Source organism: Pseudomonas sp. WS 5027 (assembly GCF_012985695.1).
In the GTDB taxonomy this organism is placed as follows: Bacteria; Pseudomonadota; Gammaproteobacteria; order Pseudomonadales; family Pseudomonadaceae; genus Aquipseudomonas; species Aquipseudomonas hygromyciniae.
Genome location: NZ_JAAQWU010000026.1, coordinates 60452 through 77915, shown reverse-complemented (window position 1 = coordinate 77915; position 17464 = coordinate 60452). Strand labels below are relative to the sequence as shown.

The 17464-nt window shown below is 60.1% G+C and carries 12 protein-coding genes; 9 read left to right on the top strand and 3 right to left on the bottom strand.

Annotated elements, in window-relative coordinates:
* Positions 1 to 608: 608 nt before the first annotated feature.
* Together HBO09_RS25025 and HBO09_RS25020 are read left to right on the top strand one after the other, a co-directional pair.
* A complete protein-coding gene (locus tag HBO09_RS25025; protein ID WP_169998637.1) occupies positions 609 to 2867 on the top strand; it encodes a TonB-dependent siderophore receptor in 2259 nt (752 codons plus the stop codon).
* Between the two features lie 251 nt (positions 2868 to 3118).
* Positions 3119 to 3466 (top strand): hypothetical protein, encoded by a 348-nt coding sequence (locus tag HBO09_RS25020; RefSeq protein ID WP_169998635.1) that lies wholly within the window; start codon positions 3119 to 3121, stop codon positions 3464 to 3466.
* A gap of 178 nt (positions 3467 to 3644) precedes the next feature.
* On the opposite strand, the gene HBO09_RS25015 is transcribed toward HBO09_RS25020, so the two are convergent.
* Positions 3645 to 5228: a peptide chain release factor 3 gene (locus HBO09_RS25015; protein WP_032860140.1), complete on the bottom strand. Its 1584-nt coding sequence runs from the start codon at positions 5226 to 5228 to the stop codon at positions 3645 to 3647.
* A gap of 331 nt (positions 5229 to 5559) precedes the next feature.
* Between HBO09_RS25015 and HBO09_RS25010 the strand changes: the two genes are divergently transcribed.
* The 5 genes from HBO09_RS25010 to HBO09_RS24990 all read left to right on the top strand — a co-directional run bounded on the left by HBO09_RS25010 (position 5560) and on the right by HBO09_RS24990 (position 10643).
* Entirely contained in the window at positions 5560 to 6276 is a 717-nt protein-coding gene (locus tag HBO09_RS25010; protein WP_010213197.1) for an ABC transporter permease, read from the top strand.
* A gap of 20 nt (positions 6277 to 6296) precedes the next feature.
* A complete protein-coding gene (locus HBO09_RS25005; protein WP_169998633.1) occupies positions 6297 to 7190 on the top strand; it encodes a glycine betaine ABC transporter substrate-binding protein in 894 nt (297 codons plus the stop codon).
* Positions 7191 to 7203: 13 nt separating this feature from the next.
* Positions 7204 to 7857 (top strand): ABC transporter permease, encoded by a 654-nt coding sequence (locus HBO09_RS25000; protein WP_027604864.1) that lies wholly within the window; start codon positions 7204 to 7206, stop codon positions 7855 to 7857.
* Positions 7854 to 9011: an ABC transporter ATP-binding protein gene (locus HBO09_RS24995; RefSeq protein ID WP_169998631.1), complete on the top strand. Its 1158-nt coding sequence runs from the start codon at positions 7854 to 7856 to the stop codon at positions 9009 to 9011. Before HBO09_RS25000 ends, HBO09_RS24995 begins: the two co-directional genes overlap by 4 nt.
* A 468-nt stretch (positions 9012 to 9479) precedes the next feature.
* The gene (locus tag HBO09_RS24990) at positions 9480 to 10643 is read left to right on the top strand and encodes a type III PLP-dependent enzyme (RefSeq protein WP_032861941.1); all 1164 of its coding nucleotides are present in this window, start codon (positions 9480 to 9482) and stop codon (positions 10641 to 10643) included.
* Positions 10644 to 10749: 106 nt separating this feature from the next.
* Here the strand turns inward: HBO09_RS24990 and HBO09_RS24985 are convergent, their stop codons facing one another.
* Positions 10750 to 11505: a tetratricopeptide repeat protein gene (locus HBO09_RS24985; protein WP_169998629.1), complete on the bottom strand. Its 756-nt coding sequence runs from the start codon at positions 11503 to 11505 to the stop codon at positions 10750 to 10752.
* A gap of 2 nt (positions 11506 to 11507) precedes the next feature.
* Complete coding sequence (locus HBO09_RS24980; protein WP_092238343.1) at positions 11508 to 12188, bottom strand: Fe2+-dependent dioxygenase; 681 nt, start codon at positions 12186 to 12188, stop codon at positions 11508 to 11510.
* A 216-nt stretch (positions 12189 to 12404) separates the two neighbouring features.
* Between HBO09_RS24980 and HBO09_RS24975 the strand changes: the two genes are divergently transcribed.
* Positions 12405 to 14693: a TonB-dependent siderophore receptor gene (locus tag HBO09_RS24975; protein WP_169998627.1), complete on the top strand. Its 2289-nt coding sequence runs from the start codon at positions 12405 to 12407 to the stop codon at positions 14691 to 14693.
* A gap of 136 nt (positions 14694 to 14829) precedes the next feature.
* Entirely contained in the window at positions 14830 to 17355 is a 2526-nt protein-coding gene (locus tag HBO09_RS24970; RefSeq protein WP_169998625.1) for a sulfite reductase flavoprotein subunit alpha, read from the top strand.
* The last annotated feature ends 109 nt before the right edge of the window (positions 17356 to 17464 follow it).

The window sequence follows — 17464 nt, the reverse complement described above, 5'->3', positions numbered from 1 at the left end:
TGAACTGGACAACCGCCAAGTGGCTTGCCATCACGCGGAGCAGTTCGTGGCTTGATGCATGCTCACTGTAGGAGCGAGCTTGCTCGCGAAAATCGTCAACGATAACGCGGGCATCCTGGTTTAGCGCGGCGCCCTTGCGTTCTTCGCGGGCAAGCCCGCTCCTACAGGGAAATACCGAGCAGCAGTGAAGAACCACCGCTGCGTGAACTGGACAACCGCCAAGTGGCTTGCCATCACGCGGAGCAGTTCGTGGCTTGATGCATGCTCACTGTAGGAGCGAGCTTGCTCGCGAAAATCGTCAACGATAACGCGGGCATCCTGGTTTAGCGCAGCGCCCTTGCGTTCTTCGCGGGCAAGCCCGCTCCTACAGGGAAATACCGAGTTGTACAGCCTCTCCCGCCAGATTGCGCATCAGTCTGGCGGGAGGGGCTTTTTTTGTTTTCAGAAGGCCGAATCGTCACCAAGCCAAAGTGTAAAAGTTGTAAATGAAATTTACTTGTATTTGATAATGACTAGCATCCCGGCGCATAGAGGGCGCCGAATCCTGCTGGAAGGCAATTGTGGTGCATCTCGCTCAGTTGCCACCTTCCTTAAAGGATTTTGCGGACATGTCACCTCGATTCAGGCTCAGCCACTTCTCCCTGGCGTTTATCGCCGCCCTTTCGTCCCCCGCGCTACTGGCGGACACCTTGGAAAGTGAACGCGGCAAAGTACCGGTGCAAGCCAGCGACCTGCCAGTCGATGGCACCTCCCAAGCCTTGGAACTCAGCGAAACGCGCATCCTGGGCACCGCCGCCGAAGAGCTCAAACAAGCCCCCGGCGTATCGATCATCACCAGTGAAGACATCAAGAAACGCCCACCGACCAACGATCTGTCGGACATCATTCGCCGTGAACCCGGCGTCAACCTGACCGGTAACAGCTCCAGCGGCAGCCGTGGCAACAATCGTCAGATCGACCTGCGTGGCATGGGCCCGGAAAACACCCTGATCCTGATCGATGGCAAGCCGTCGACCTCGCGTAACGCCGTGCGTTACGGCTGGAGCGGCGACCGTGATACCCGTGGCGAAACAAACTGGGTGCCGGCCGAAGAAGTCGAACGCATCGAAATCCTGCGTGGCCCGGCTGCCGCGCGTTATGGTTCAGGCGCCATGGGCGGGGTGATCAACATCATCACCAAGCGCCCGACCGACCAGTTGCACGGCTCGCTGACCACCTATGTGTCGCTGCCAGAAGACGACGCCGAAGGCATGAGCAAACGCAGCAACTTCAACCTCAGCGGCCCGTTGAGCGATACCTTGGCATTCCGGGTCTACGGCGGCCTGAACAAGACCGATGCCGATGACGCCAACATCAACCAGGCCGAGCAGGCCACCGCCGATTCTTTGGTAGCGGGCCGTGAAGGGGTACGCAACAAGGACGTCAACGGCCTGCTCAGCTGGCAATTCACCCCCGAGCAAACCTTGGACCTGGAAGCCAGCTACAGCCGCCAGGGCAATATCTTCGCCGGCGACACCATGCTCAACGGTGGCGGCGCGTTCGTGAACAGCCTGGTCGGCAAGGAAACCAGCGTAATCCAGCGCAGCAGCTTCTCCGCCACCCACCGTGGCGAGTTTGACTGGGGCTCGAGCATGGCTTCGCTGAGCCACGACCTGACCCGCAACGAGCGTCTCAACGAAGGCCTGGCCGGCTCCGGCGAAGGTGCACCTTCGGCCACCGCCGGTCGTTTCGAATCGCGGTTGCGCAACACCCGCGCCACCGCCGAAGTCAACCTGCCCCTGAGTTTCGGCACTGAGCAAGTACTGACCCTGGGCAGCGAATACCTGTATGAATCGATGAACGATCCGGGTTCGCTGCGCCCCCAAAGCTACGACCCAGGCACCGGCGGCGTTCCCGGCATTCCGGGCGTGAGCCGCAGCAGTACCAAGACCACCGCGTCGAGTTACGCGTTGTTTGCCGAGGACAACATCGAAGTCGGCAGCAAAACCATCATCACCCCCGGCCTGCGCTACGACAATCATGAAGAGTACGGCGGCAACTGGAGCCCAAGCCTCAACGCCTCGCACCAGTTGACCGATGAGCTGAGCCTCAAAGGCGGGATTGCCCGGGCCTACAAAACGCCCAACCTGTACCAGTCCAACCCCAACTATTTGCTGTACAGCCGGGGCAACGGCTGCAATGCCGGCGAAACCAACTCCGGTGGCTGCTACCTGGTGGGCAACCCGGACCTGAAGCCGGAAATCAGCGTCAACAAGGAAATCGGCCTGGCCTTCGACAAAGGCACCTGGCGCACCAGCGCGACCTACTTCCGTAATGACTACAAGAACAAAATCAATGCCAGCAACCAGGCCGCCTTCCGCCTGGATGGTGGTCGGCGTGTGCTGCAATGGGAAAACAGCGGCGCGGCACTGGTCCAGGGCATCGAGGGCAACCTGTTCATGACCCTGCGCGACGACCTGGACTGGAACACCAACCTCACCTACATGATCGACTCCAAGGACAAAGACACCGGCGAGCCGTTGAGCATCATCCCCAAGTACACCGTCAACACCACACTGGACTGGCAGGCCACAGACAAGCTGTCGTTCCAGGTCAGCGGCACGTACTACGGCAAGCAAGAGGCGCCCACCCTCAACTCCCGTAGCGCCAACAACTACGATCGCACTGCCCAGCAGGATGTCGAACCGTACGGCTTGATGGGTGTGAGCAGTGGCTATGAGTTGACCAAGAACCTGAGCGTACGTGTGGGTATCGAAAACCTGCTGGACAAGCGCTTGTATCGCAAAGGCAACGCGGATGACGCGGGCGCACAGACCTATAACGAGCCGGGGCGTGCTTACTTTGCGTCGGTGACTGCTTCGTTCTGACGATACGCCTCAAGACCTCCTACTCCGCCTGGCATGCCGGGCGGAACTTTACTTAGGCTTAATCCGGACTTATCTGTAGTCCCGACATAACAACATAGTAAGTCCAGAAACAAACCACACCCCAAGAGCATTAAACTCTTATCAAACTCCGAAACTTCCGAAACATGTAACACCACCCCGCTTTAATATTGCCCTGGTTAAAACCCGAGATTAAAGTCTGCCGCTCCGCTTTTCACCCACAGGTAGACTTTATGAAATACCGCGCTATATCCCGCTCACTGGAAAACCTGCTGAGCACAATCTATGAAGATGGTGACGTCAGCTTTGAAGAGTTCAAGAACCTGCAAGCCGAGTCGGACCGCCGCTGGGAATTGGTCACGCAAGAGCTGGGCAAGAACAACACCCTGGTTTCTTTCCAGAGCGCCATGGATGTTGCCATGCACTTGCTGTACTTGAGTGTGACCCATATAAAAAACCAGGAAATCACCGACTTTGGTGAAGCCATCGTCAAAGATGCGATAGTTGCACAAGTTGAAACAATACGCGCTGGCGCAGAACTTTCCCTCAAACAACTTAAAGTTGGCCCTAACACTTTATAACCCACTTGTAGGAGCGAGCTTGCTCGCGAAAAGCGTCAACAATAACGCGGGCATTCTGGTTCAACGCGATGCCCCTGCGTTCTTCGCGAGCAAGCTCGCTCCTACAAAAGGCGGGACAGCGGCGACAAAAAAGGGCGAAGCCATCACGGCTTCGCCCTTTTTAGTACCACCCGGTACCTTAGTGGTGTTCGCGAGTAGCGCGGAACTTCACATCCGGCCAGCGCTCTTCCATCAACGCCAGGTTGACCCGGGTCGGCGCCAGGTAGGTCAGGTGACCGCCGCCGTCGATGGCGAGGTTTTCCACCGCCTTGTTGGAGAACTCTTCCAACTTCTTCTTATCGCTGCAATCGATCCAGCGCGCGGAGTACACGGTGATCGGCTCGTAGGAGCATTCGACCTTGTATTCCTCTTTCAGGCGGCTGGCGACCACATCGAACTGCAGCACACCCACGGCGCCGAGGATGATGTCGTTGCTGCGCTCGGGGAAGAACACCTGGGTGGCGCCCTCTTCGGCCAGTTGCTGCAGGCCTTGGCGCAGTTGCTTGGACTTGAGCGGGTCGCGCAGGCGTACGCGGCGGAACAGTTCCGGGGCGAAGTGCGGGATACCGGTGAAGCCCAGCGCTTCGCCTTCGGTGAAGGTGTCGCCGATCTGGATGGTACCGTGGTTGTGCAGGCCGATGATGTCGCCGGCAAACGCTTCTTCCAGTTGCTCACGCTCGGAGGAGAAGAACGTCAGGGCGTCGCCGATGCGCACGTCCTTGCCGGTACGCACGTGGCGCATCTTCATGCCTTTTTCGTATTTGCCGGAGCAGATACGCATAAAGGCGATACGGTCGCGGTGCTTGGGGTCCATGTTCGCCTGGATCTTGAACACAAAACCGGTGAATTTTTCTTCAACCGGCTCCACGGTACGCTCGTTGGCCACACGAGCCAGGGGCTTGGGTGCCCAGTTGACCACCGCGTCCAATACGTGATCGACGCCGAAGTTACCCAGGGCGGTACCGAAGAACACCGGGGTCAGCTGGCCGTCGAGGAATTCCTGCTGGTTGAACTCGTGGCAGGCGCCCTGCACCAGTTCCAACTGATCGACGAAACGGTCGTACTCGTCACCCAGGTGGGCGCGGGCTTCGTCGGAGTCGAGTTTCTCGATGATTTTCACATCGGTGCGCTCATGACCATGGCCGGCGGTGTAGACAATGATGTAGTCGTCAGCCAGGTGGTACACGCCCTTGAAGTCGCGGTAGCAACCAATCGGCCAGGTGATCGGCGCGGCCTTGATTTTCAGGACGGCTTCGATTTCATCGAGCAGTTCGATCGGGTCACGGATGTCACGGTCGAGTTTGTTGATAAAACTGACGATCGGCGTGTCACGCAGGCGGCACACGTCCATCAGCGCAATGGTGCGTGGCTCAACGCCCTTACCACCGTCGAGGACCATCAAGGCCGAGTCCACTGCCGTCAGGGTACGGTAGGTGTCTTCAGAGAAGTCTTCGTGGCCTGGGGTGTCGAGCAGGTTGATCATGTGTTCGCGATAGGGGAACTGCATGACCGACGTGGTAATGGAAATACCCCGTTGCTTCTCCATCTCCATCCAGTCGGAGGTGGCATGGCGATCGGATTTGCGGGATTTCACCGTGCCGGCCACCGCGATTGCCTTGCCCATCAGCAGGAGCTTTTCGGTGATGGTGGTTTTACCGGCATCGGGGTGGGAAATAATGGCGAAAGTGCGGCGTTTCGCGACTTCGGCGGCCTGGTGGGTCATGGGAAATCGCCTGGCAGGTGAGTCAAAAAAGGGCGGCGAGTATAGCGCAAACCCAGGGAGCCAGACCACCGTTCACCCGATTGGGGGTGGCTAAATGCTGCCAAGTATGGAACCTTTTAAAAGGTCGAGACGTCCACTCCCCTGCTACCGCACTCGTAACAGGGGCTGAAAAATCAGCAAGTTAGCCTGACGAGGCTGCGCTCATGGCTCGATTTGATACCGCGTTGCCGGTATTGGCGAGCTGCTTTTCGCGACCCTATTCGCCGACAGCCAGGAATGGCATTGCCGCTCGGAAATGTGTTCGCCGACAAAAGAAAAAAGGAGTCCGCCTGTGGCTATTCGCTATGGCAAAGGGCTGATAGGAGGAGCGGTTGTCGTCGCTCTCCTGGCCCTGCTGGTCCACTGGATCGGCATCAACACGATCGAACTGTACCGCGACGATTTGTTGTTTTACCTGCAAGCACACCTGATCCTCGTTCTAGTCTCCATGCTGGCCGCCCTCGTTGTAGGGATTCCCGCCGGTATCCTGCTCAGCCGACCGAATATGGTCGGGCGCGCAGAACGCTTCATGCAGATCTTCAACATCGGCAACACCGTCCCTCCCCTGGCCGTACTGGCCATCGCCCTTGGCGTCCTCGGCATCGGCAGCGGCCCTGCGATCTTCGCGCTGTTCCTCGCCTCCTTGCTGCCCATCGTGCGCAATACCTATGAAGGCCTGAAAAACGTGCAGGGTTCCTTGAAGGAAGCCGCCGTCGGCATCGGCATGACCCCGCGCCAGGTGTTGTTTCGCGTCGAACTGCCCAACGCCGTGCCGATCATCATCGGCGGCGTACGCGTGGCCCTGGCGATCAACGTCGGCACCGCACCGCTGGCGTTCCTGATTGGCGCCAACAGCCTGGGCAGCCTGATCTTCCCCGGCATCGCCCTGAACAATCAGCCGCAATTGCTGCTCGGCGCCGCGTGTACCGCGCTGCTGGCCTTGCTGCTTGACGGTCTGGTGACCATGGCTAGCCGCCTCTGGCTGGAACGCGGGTTACGTCCGTCTTAAGGCTGGGTAAAGGAATCGACATGAAAAAATTGAGCTTGATATTAGGCTGCGTCCTGCTGTTTGCAGGCATTGCGCAAGCCGCAGAAAAACCGGTAATCCGCATCGGCGCCCGGGTATTTACCGAGCAGACCCTGCTGGCGGAAATCACCTCCCAGTACCTGCGCACAAAGGGCTATGACACCCGCGTGACCGGTGGCCTGGGCAGCAACCTGGCGCGCAGTGCCCAGGAAAGCGGGCAACTGGACCTGATTTGGGAATACACCGGCGTGTCCCTGGTGGCTTACAACCATGTGGACGAGAAGCTCGACAGCGAACAGTCCTACGCCAGAGTTAAAGAACTCGACGCGAAAAAAGGCCTGGTCTGGCTCTCACCGTCGAAGTTCAGCAACACCTACGCCCTGTCCCTGCCGGAAAACGTCGCCAAGCAATATCCGCAGATCAACACCATCAGCGACCTGACCAAGGCCCTGGCCGAGGACACCCAGGAAAACCGCCTGGTAGCCCTGGACACTGAGTTTGCCAACCGTTCCGACGGCATGGCTGGCATGGTCAAGCTGTACGAAATGAACCTCACCCGCAAGAACACCCGGCAGATGGACGCAGGCCTGGTCTACACCGCGCTGCGTAACGGCCAAGTGTTTGCCGGACTGGTGTACACCACCGACGGGCGCCTCAATGCCTTCAAGTTGAAGCTGCTGGAAGATGACTTGCACTACTTCCCGGACTACACCGCAGCGCCGGTGGTACGCCAGGTTTATCTGGATGCCCACCCGCAATTGGCCGCCGACCTCAAGCCGCTCGCCGCACTGTTCGACGATGAAACCATGCGCCAGCTGAACGCGCGGGTCGACGTCGACCATGAAAGCCCATCGGCAGTTGCCGCTGATTTCCTGCGCCAGCACCCACTCAACTAAAAGAGGAGAAGACATGGAATTTTTGAACGCCTTTTCCCATCTTGATTGGGCCCAAGTCCTGCACCTGACGTGGCAGCACATCACCCTGGTCGGTATCGCCGTGATCCTCGCGATTGTCGTAGGCGTGCCCCTGGGCGTGCTGATGACCCGCTTCCCGACCCTGGCCGGCCCGTTGCAGGCCAGCGCCACCGTGCTGCTGACCGTGCCGTCGATTGCCCTGTTCGGCCTGCTGCTGCCGTTCTACTCCAAGTTCGGCCAGGGCCTGGGACCGATGCCGGCGATCACCGCCGTGTTCCTCTACTCCCTGCTGCCGATCATGCGTAACACCTACCTGGCGCTGACCGGCGTCGAGCCGGGTATCCGCGAAGCCGCCAAAGGCATCGGCATGACCTTCGGCCAGCGCCTGCGCATGGTCGAGCTGCCCATCGCCGTGCCGGTGATCCTCGCCGGTGTGCGCACCGCCGTGGTGATGAATATCGGTGTGATGACCATTGCCGCCACCATCGGCGCCGGTGGCCTGGGTGTACTTATTCTGGCTTCCATCAGCCGCAGCGACATGTCGATGCTGATCGTTGGCGCCGTGCTGGTCAGTCTCCTGGCCATCTTCGCCGACCTGCTTCTGCAATGGCTGCAACGCTCGCTGACTCCAAAAGGATTGCTCAAATGATCGAACTTCAAAACCTGTCCAAGACCTTCCAAAGCAACGGCAAGACTGTCACCGCCGTCAACGACGTGAGCCTGACTGTCAATGAAGGCGAGATTTGCGTATTCCTCGGTCCCTCGGGCTGCGGCAAGAGCACCACGCTGAAAATGATTAACCGCCTGATCCGCCCGACCTCGGGCAAGATCCTGATCAACGGCGAAGACACCACCGACCTCGACGAAGTGACCCTGCGTCGCAACATCGGCTATGTGATCCAGCAGATCGGCCTGTTTCCCAACATGACCATCGAGGAAAACATCGTGGTGGTGCCCAAGCTGCTGGGCTGGGACAAGCAGAAATGCCACGACCGCGCCCGCGAGTTGATGAGCATGATCAAGCTCGAGCCCAAGCAGTACCTGCATCGCTACCCGCGTGAGTTGTCCGGTGGCCAACAACAACGGATCGGCGTGATCCGCGCCTTGGCGGCCGACGCACCGTTGCTGCTGATGGATGAGCCGTTCGGCGCGGTCGACCCGATCAACCGCGAGATGATCCAGAACGAGTTCTTCGAGATGCAGCGTGCGCTGAACAAGACCGTGATCATGGTCAGCCATGACATCGACGAAGCGATCAAGCTCGGCGACAAGATCGCCATCTTCCGCGCCGGCAAGCTGTTGCAGATCGACCATCCAGACACCCTGCTGGCCCATCCTGCCGACGAATTCGTCAGCAACTTTGTCGGCCAGGACAGCACCCTCAAGCGCCTGCTGCTGGTCAAGGCCGAAGACGCGGCGGACAACGCCCCGTCGGTCAGCCCGGAAACCCCGGTGGCCGATGCCCTGGAGCTGATGGACGAACATGACCGCCGCTACGTGGTGGTCACCTGCGCCGAGAACAAGGCGCTGGGGTATGTACGCCGTCGCGACCTGCATCGCCAGACCGGGACCTGCGCCCAATACCTGCGCGAGTTCAACGCCACGGCGGCGTTTGACGAGCACTTGCGCATCCTGTTGTCGCGCATGTACGAGTTCAACCGCTCGTGGTTGCCGGTGATGGATGCAGAGCGGGTGTTCCTTGGGGAAGTGACCCAGGAGTCGATTGCCGAGTACCTGAGCTCTGGTAAGTCCCGTGGGGGCAAGACCAGTATCGTTTCGCCTGCCGAGACTGCGCTGGCCTGACACCACTCGGTCAAAACTGTGGGAGCGGGCTTGCTCGCGAAGGCAGCGTGTCAGTCACTCAATAGGGTGCTGACCCACCGCCTTCGCGAGCAAGCCCGCTCCCACATTTAGTTCTGCTGGGTGTCAGGAAATAGCCTGATTCCTCCTCTCTGGGGAACATCAATCCGTCACACCGGTCGGTTACATAAGTAGCTGCACTGCGCCTCGCGACGAACGCGTGCAAAAACGCGACATTTTTAGTTGATCTCAAGCCCCTCACGCCCTAAAGTTCGCGCCGAACGTCCATGCTGGAAACGATCCATCCGGCTCAAGTACTGACGACGAGACAGCAAGGCCAAGGGAAGCTTATCCCATGGCCTTTTTGCTTTCGGCGACATGCCTTGGGAAGTAGGCGAACCAAAGTGGGGATACGGAGGACGTTCATTTGCACCCATTGTTAATTTCAGTTTGCCCTTAGGAGTTCCCAGCATGTCGATCAACGTCGAAGATTATTTCGCGCGCGCCACTTTTGACAAAATGAAGGCGTTCGCCGACAAACAAGAAACCCCGTTCGTGGTAATCGACACCGCGATGATCAGCCAGGCCTACGACGACCTGCGCGCCGGTTTCGAATTCGCCAAGGTGTACTACGCCGTCAAGGCAAACCCCGCCGTCGAGATCATCGACCTGTTGAAAGACAAGGGTTCGAGCTTCGACATCGCCTCGATCTACGAGCTGGACAAGGTCATGGACCGTGGCGTCAGCGCCGACCGTATCAGCTACGGCAACACCATCAAGAAATCCAAGGACATCCGCTACTTCTACGAGAAGGGCGTGCGCCTGTTCTCCACCGACTCCGAAGCCGACCTGCGCAACATCGCCAAGGCCGCGCCGGGTTCGAAAGTCTATGTGCGTATCCTCACCGAAGGCTCGACCACGGCGGACTGGCCTTTGTCGCGCAAATTCGGCTGCCAGACCGACATGGCCATGGACCTGCTGATCCTCGCCCGCGACCTGGGCCTGGTGCCATACGGCATCTCGTTCCACGTCGGCTCGCAACAGCGTGATATCAGCGTGTGGGACGCGGCCATCGCCAAGGTCAAGGTGATCTTCGAGCGCTTGAAAGAAGAAGACGGTATCCACCTCAAGCTGATCAACATGGGCGGTGGCTTCCCGGCCAACTACATCACCCGTACCAACAGCCTGGAAACCTACGCCGAGGAAATCATCCGCTTCCTCAAGGAAGACTTCGGTGATGAATTGCCGGAAATCATCCTGGAGCCGGGCCGTTCGTTGATCGCCAACGCCGGGATTCTGGTCAGTGAAGTGGTGTTGGTTGCACGTAAATCGCGCACCGCCGTCGAGCGTTGGGTGTACACGGATGTGGGCAAGTTCTCCGGCCTGATCGAAACCATGGACGAAGCCATCAAGTTTCCGATCTGGACCGAGAAAAAAGGCGAGATGGAAGAAGTGGTCATCGCCGGTCCTACCTGCGATAGCGCCGATATCATGTACGAAAACTACAAGTACGGCCTGCCGCTGAACCTGGCCATTGGTGATCGCCTGTACTGGTTGTCCACCGGCGCGTACACCACCAGCTACAGCGCAGTTGAATTCAACGGTTTCCCACCGCTGAAATCCTTCTACGTCTAACGCCGGCCCACTGTAGGAGCGAGCTTGCTCGCGAAGAACCTGAGGACGACGCGTTCACTCTGAATGAACGCGTTATCGTTGGCGACTTTCGCGAGCAAGCTCGCTCCTACAGGGCTTCTAGCTGCGCCTCACGTTGTTGATAGGCTTGGGCCATGGCGCGAATCTGCGGATCATGCGCCGCAGCCAGCGCTTGATGCGCCACCCGCAAGAACTTCAGATTCCCACCCTCCAGTGCCTTGTGCAGCCACGCCAACGCCGCCTCAACCTGGCCTTGATCTGCCAACACAGCCGCATAACTGAACTGCCCGCGAAAATCCCCACCTTCAGCCGAGCGGCGATACCAATCACGCGCTGCGGTCACGTCTTGGGCGCAGAATTGCCCTTCTTCCAGGTAACGCCCCAACAGGTTCATCGACTTGGCATGCCCCAGTTCGGCAGCCTGGCGATAACAGGCCAGTGCCTGCTGCTGGTCTTGCGTCACGCCGCGCCCGGTAGCCAGCAGGTTGGCGTAGTTGTACAACCCCCAATCCAACCCGGCTTGTGCGGCCAGGCGATACTCCCCGGCAGCCGCCCGTTCATCGGCGACGCAACCCCAGCCATGTTCAAGGCAACGCCCCAGCATATTGCGCGCCATCAGGTGGCCGCCCTGTGCCGCAATCTGGAACCAGCGCAGGGCCAGTGCTTCGTCGCGTTCGATACCGCGCCCGTCCAAGAGGATTTGCCCCAATAGCGCCTGGGCATCGAGCACGCCCTCCTTCGCCGCCATCAGGATCTCCTGGGCCGCACGGGCCGGTGATTCGTCAAGCATCGCGCGCAGTTGTTCGCCGTCGAGGACTTCTGCGCGGCGCAAGTGAAAAGCCATGCTCAGACCTCGACCCAGCGACGCAACAGGTTGTGATAGGTGCCGGTGAGCTGGATCAAGGCCGGATGGTCCGGCACATCGCGAGTCAGTTGTTGGATCGCGCCGTCCATTTCGAACAGCAACGTGCGCTGACTGTCTTCACGCACCAGGCTTTGGGTCCAGAAAAACGAGGCATAGCGCGCGCCACGGGTCACGGCGTTGACTTTGTGCAGGCTGGAGCCGGGGTACAGCACCATATCACCGGCCGGCAGCTTGACCCGCTGCAGGCCGAAGGTGTCCTGGATCTCCAGTTCGCCGCCGTCGTACTCATCCGGGTCGCTGAAAAACAGCGTGGAGGACAGGTCGGTACGCACCCGCTCCGGGCTGCCCTTGGGCTGGCGCACGGCGTTATCGATATGGAAGTCGAAGCTGCCACCGGCGGTATAGCAATTGAGCAACGGCGGGAAGACTTTATGCGGCAAGGCCGCCGACATGAATTGCGGGTTTTGCCACAGGCGATCGAGCATGGCTGCGCCGATTTCCTTGGCCAGTGGATGGCCCTCCGGCAATTGCAGGTTGTGCTTGGCCTTGGCCGACTGATGCCCGGCGGTGATTTTGCCATCAGCCCAGTCCGCCTGCTCCAGGGCTTCGCGAATGCGCAGCACCTCTTCGCGGGAGAACAGGCCGGGAATATGCAGCAGCATGAGGCGTTACCTGAGAGCAGAGGGGCGCCAATGGTATTGATTACTATTGACGCTGTAAAACCCTGATCCGACGGGCAGACGTATGAGCCGGAAAAAACCGTAACCCCAGAAGTGTAAATTTTGTAAATTGCACGCAAATAGCAATGCCTCTCAATTGCTATGCATAATTGTTTACAATATATTTCGCGCCCTAACATCCTTGGGGTAGGGAATTTCATGTCGCGCCACATTACAAAAACACCAAACAGTTCACCGCGCTTGCTGGCCTCGGCCATTGGCGTGGCCATCAGCGCCAGCTCTGTAGCCCATATGGCGCAAGCGGCCGAAGAGACCGAACAAAAAGGCGAGCGCAACAGCATTTCCCTCGGAGCCACCAGCATCACCGGCCAGGAACAGGACGCGACCTCCTACCAGACCGAAAAAGCGTCTTCGCAGAAATACACCGCGCCGCTGGTCGACACCCCGCGTTCCGTCACCGTGGTACCGGCGCAGGTACTCAAGGACACCGCCGCCACCTCCCTGCAAGATGCTTTGCGCACCGTGCCAGGTATTACCTTTGGCGCCGGCGAAGGCGGCAACCCCCAAGGCGACCGCCCGTTTATCCGTGGCTTCGATGCCCAGGGCGATACCTACCTGGACGGCGTGCGTGATACTGGCGGCCAGAGCCGGGAAATTTTCGATATCGAGTCCATCGAAGTCAGCAAGGGCCCCAACTCCTCGTTCGGCGGACGCGGCTCGGCCGGTGGCAGCCTCAACCTGGTGAGCAAGACCCCACAAGCGCGGGACTTCCTCAACGGTGGTTTTACCTACGGTTCCGACCAGACTCGTCGCTATGCACTCGACGTCAACCGCCAGTTCCTCGACAACGCCGCGTTCCGCCTGAACCTGATGAGCCACGAACAGAACGTGGCCGGCCGCGACGCCGTCAATTACGACCGCTGGGGCGTGGCACCGTCGCTGACCTTTGGCCTGGGCACGCCAACCCGCGTCAACCTCAGCTACTACCATATGGAAAGCAACGACCTGCCGGATTCGGGCATTCCCTACGGCTACAGCAACAGCTCCGCGACGGCTGTGCATGTGCATGACAAACCCACCGACGGCGGCGACAGCAGCAACTTCTACGGCCTCAAGGATCGTGACTTTCGCAAGACCCGCGCCGATATCAGTACGTTCTCCATCGAACACGACCTGAACGACAACATGACCCTCAAGAACACCCTGCGCCACGGCAGCACCGGCCAGGATTACGTGCTCACCCAACCGGACGACAGCCAGCACAACGTCAACCAGTTCGGCACCGTCTGGCGCCGGGCCAACAGCCGCGTGTCCACTACCACGACCACTACTAACCAGACGGATCTGTTTGGCAGCTTCCAGGCCCTGGGCTTCAAGCACAGTTACTCCACCGGCCTGGAATTTACCGGTGAAGAAACCCGTGTCAGCAGCTATACCGTCAGTCCAAACACCAACCCTGTCTGCACAGTGGCCGGTGGCGGCAAGGGCGGTCAGTGCACGTCACTGAGCAACCCGAACCCGGACGATGCCTGGACCGGCAGCGTCGCCCGCAACTACATGGGCACCAACACCAAGGCCACCAGCCGCGCCGCCTACGTGTTCGACACTATCGAACTCGATCCGCAATGGCTGCTGAACGTCGGCCTGCGCTACGACACCTTCGACACCGAAGCCAACAACAACGCAGCCACCGGCCGTACCAAGCTCAAGGACGACAGCCAGTTCTTCAACTGGCAAGCCGGCCTGGTCTGGAAGCCGATGGAAAACGGCAGCATCTACACCTCCTATGCCACGTCGGCCTCGCCTCCCGGCGGCCTGGTGGGCGAAGGTGCCGAGCCCAACACGATTGTCAGCGGCATCAACACCAGCGACATGAAGCCGGAAGAAACCGTCAACTACGAACTGGGTACCAAGTGGGACCTGTTCCACGATCGCCTGTCCCTGACCGCTGCGGTGTTCCGCACCGAGAAGAAAAACGCGCGCATCCTGGTGAACTCCAACACTTATGAAAACGCCGGTGAATCCCGGGTCGATGGCCTGGAGCTTTCCGCCAGCGGCAAGCTCACCGAGCAATGGCAGGTGTTCGCCGGCTACAGCTACCTGAAAAGCGAGCTGGTCGATCCAGGCAAAAACGGCAACCGCCAAGGCGTCGTGACCGCCGGGTCCAACAAAGGCAACGAAATGCCCAACACGCCGAAGAACTCGTTCAGCCTGTGGACAACTTATGACATCACCTCGAAGCTGACCGTCGGCGGCGGTGCGTTCTATGTGGACGACGTCTACGGCGACGCGGGCAACACCGTCTATGTGCCGTCCTACACCCGCTATGACGCCATGGCCAGCTACAAGCTGACCAAGAACGTCGACCTGCAATTGAACGTGCAGAACCTGACCGACAAGACCTACTACGACAAGGCCTACGGCGCGCACTTCGCCAACCAGGCAGCCGGTCGTACAGCGCTGTTGACCACCAGCTTCCACTTCTAAGACGCTGGACGTTTGACGCAAAAGCCCCGCGCATCAGATGCCCGGGGCTTTCGTATGTAAAAAAGAATGTTTCTCGACAACTCACGGCATAATGCGCGCCGTAAAAATCCTATCCAGCTCAGCGAGGCCGTCCGACGTGTTGAAGAAGACCCTATTCCAGTTGCACTGGTTTTTCGGCATTACCGCCGGGCTAGTGTTGGCATTGATGGGGGTTACCGGGGCTACGTACTCGTTCCAGGATGAAATCCTGCGGGCACTCAACCCGACGGTACTGACCGTGCACAAGCAACCCGCCGGGGTGCTGCCACCCGCTGAACTGGTGCGCAAGCTCGAAGCCACCGAAGGCAAGGCTGTGTCCATGCTGTGGGTAGAAAGCGAAAGCGGCAACGCCGCCCGCGTCTTCTTCACGCCACCACCGGGCGAGCGCCGGGGGCAGATGCGCTACTTCGACCCGTACACCGGCGACTATCTGGGCGACGCCGTCGGCCAGGACTTTTTTGGCTTGATGCTGCAACTGCACCGCTTCCTGGCCATAGGTGACACCGGCCGGCAAATCACCGGTGCCTGTACGCTGATCCTGATTTTCTTCTGCCTCTCCGGCCTGTACCTGCGCTGGCCGCGCCAGGTGGCGAACTGGCGTGCCTGGCTGACCCTGGACTGGCGCAAAAAAGGCCGCAGCTTCAACTGGGACCTGCATTCGGTGTTCGGCACCTGGTGCTTGCTGTTCTATCTGTTGGCGGCGCTCACCGGCCTGTATTGGTCCTACGAGTGGTACAGCAAGGGCCTGACCCGATTGCTGTCCGATGCCCCGCAAAACGAGCGGGTGCGCAACCGTGGCCCCGCGCCTGCGGGCCCGGCGCCCGTGGCCAATTACGACGCCATCTGGAGCAGCATCTACAGCACCGCCGGCCCGGACCTGAGTGCCTACAACATTCGTATGCCACCTGTCGCCGGGCAACCGGCCACGGTCTACTACCTGCTGCAAAGCTCGCCCCATGACCGCGCGCTGAACCAGATCAACCTGGACCCGGCCACCGGCGTGGTCAAAAGCGTCGAGCGCTATGGCGACAAAAGCCTCAAGGCACAGTTGCTGACCAGCATCTATGCGCTGCATGTGGGCAGTTACTTCGGCCTGGTGGGGCGGATCATCCTTACCGTCACTTCGCTATGCATGCCGCTGTTCTTTATTACCGGCTGGTTGCTGTACCTGGACCGCCGCCGCAAAAAGCGCCAGGTCCGCGATGCACGCAAAGGCCTGGGCGACAACCCTGGGGATGCACCGGCCTGGCTGATCGGTTTCGCCAGCCAGAGCGGCTTTGCCGAGCAACTGGCCTGGCAGACCGCTGGCCAACTACAGGCCGCCGGGTTGCCGGTGAAAGTGCAGTCCTTGGGCAGCGTCAGCGAAAACGACCTGCGCCAGTCGGAACACGCGCTGTTTGTGGTCAGCACCTTCGGCGACGGCGAAGCACCGGACAGCGCACGCGGCTTCGAGCGCAGCGTACTGGGCAGTGACCTTGCCCTTCAGGGCCTGAACTACTCGGTGCTGGCCCTGGGCGATCGTCAATACCCGCACTTCTGCGGGTTTGCCCGGCGCCTGCACTTCTGGCTGACCAACCAGGGCGGCAACGCGTTGTTCGCTCCGGTCGAAGTCGACAGTGGCGACCAGCAAGCCCTGCTGCACTGGCAACAACAACTGGGCCAGATCACCGGCCACACACCGGCGGCTGCCTGGGCCAGCGCCAGCTACGAAAACTGGACCCTGAACCGGCGCACCCTGCTCAACCCAGGCAGCAGCGGCTCGGGCGTCTACCTGCTAGGGCTCAACCCGCCGGCCCCACGCGACTGGCTGGCCGGCGACCTGGTAGAGATCCTGCCACGCAATTGCCCGTTAGCCGTCGAACATTTCCTCGACGGCCTGGGCATCGCCGGCACGGACGAAGTGCTGATCGATGGCTTGGCGCGGCCCCTGGAACAGGTACTTGCCGGCCGCCAGTTGCCGGCCAACCGCTCCCATCTGGTGGGCCTGCACGCCCAAGCCCTGGTGGAGGCGCTAGTACCCATAGGGATGCGCGAATACTCCATCGCCTCGATTGCCAGCGATGGCGTACTGGAACTGATCGTGCGCCAGGAACGCCACGCCGACGGCAGCCTGGGCCTGGGCTCGGGTTGGCTGACCGAGCACGCACCACTGGGCGCGGCGATCAGCCTGCGGTTGCGGCGCAACAGCGGCTTCCATTTGCCCACCGAGCCGGTACCGATGATTCTGCTGGGTAACGGCACGGGCCTGGCCGGTTTGCGCAGCTTGCTCAAGGCACGCATCGCCGACGGCCAGCAGCGTAACTGGCTGCTGTTCGGCGAACGCAACATCGCCCATGACTACCATTGCCAGGCCGAAGTGCAAGGCTGGCTGGCCAGTGGCGACCTGGCGCTGCTGGACCTGGCGTTTTCGCGGGATCAGGCAGAGAAGATCTACGTCCAGGACCGCCTGCGTGAATCCGCCGATGTCCTGCGTAAATGGCTGGCCGACGGCGCGGTGATTTATGTCTGCGGGAGCTTGCAGGGGATGGCGGCTGGGGTCGATCAGGCCTTGGTTGATATCCTGGGCAGCGAGGCCGTGGAACGACTTATCGAACAAGGCCGTTACCGCCGGGATGTGTACTGACCTACACACATCCAAAGGTGGGAGCGGGCTTGCTCGCGAAGGCGCAGTGTCAGTCAATGGATCAGGTGACTGACACTACGCCTTCGCGAGCAAGCCCGCTCCCACAGTT

What these genes read in the sequence shown, in the direction of transcription:
- HBO09_RS25025 (WP_169998637.1), top strand. Translation starts at nt 609, where the DNA reads ATGTCACCTCGATTCAGGCTCAGCCACTTCTCCCTGGCGTTTATCGCC.
- HBO09_RS25020 (WP_169998635.1), top strand. Translation starts at nt 3,119, where the DNA reads ATGAAATACCGCGCTATATCCCGCTCACTGGAAAACCTGCTGAGCACA.
- HBO09_RS25015 (WP_032860140.1), bottom strand. Translation starts at nt 5,228, where the DNA reads ATGACCCACCAGGCCGCCGAAGTCGCGAAACGCCGCACTTTCGCCATT.
- HBO09_RS25005 (WP_169998633.1), top strand. Translation starts at nt 6,297, where the DNA reads ATGAAAAAATTGAGCTTGATATTAGGCTGCGTCCTGCTGTTTGCAGGC.
- HBO09_RS25000 (WP_027604864.1), top strand. Translation starts at nt 7,204, where the DNA reads ATGGAATTTTTGAACGCCTTTTCCCATCTTGATTGGGCCCAAGTCCTG.
- HBO09_RS24995 (WP_169998631.1), top strand. Translation starts at nt 7,854, where the DNA reads ATGATCGAACTTCAAAACCTGTCCAAGACCTTCCAAAGCAACGGCAAG.
- HBO09_RS24990 (WP_032861941.1), top strand. Translation starts at nt 9,480, where the DNA reads ATGTCGATCAACGTCGAAGATTATTTCGCGCGCGCCACTTTTGACAAA.
- HBO09_RS24985 (WP_169998629.1), bottom strand. Translation starts at nt 11,505, where the DNA reads ATGGCTTTTCACTTGCGCCGCGCAGAAGTCCTCGACGGCGAACAACTG.
- HBO09_RS24980 (WP_092238343.1), bottom strand. Translation starts at nt 12,188, where the DNA reads ATGCTGCTGCATATTCCCGGCCTGTTCTCCCGCGAAGAGGTGCTGCGC.
- HBO09_RS24975 (WP_169998627.1), top strand. Translation starts at nt 12,405, where the DNA reads ATGTCGCGCCACATTACAAAAACACCAAACAGTTCACCGCGCTTGCTG.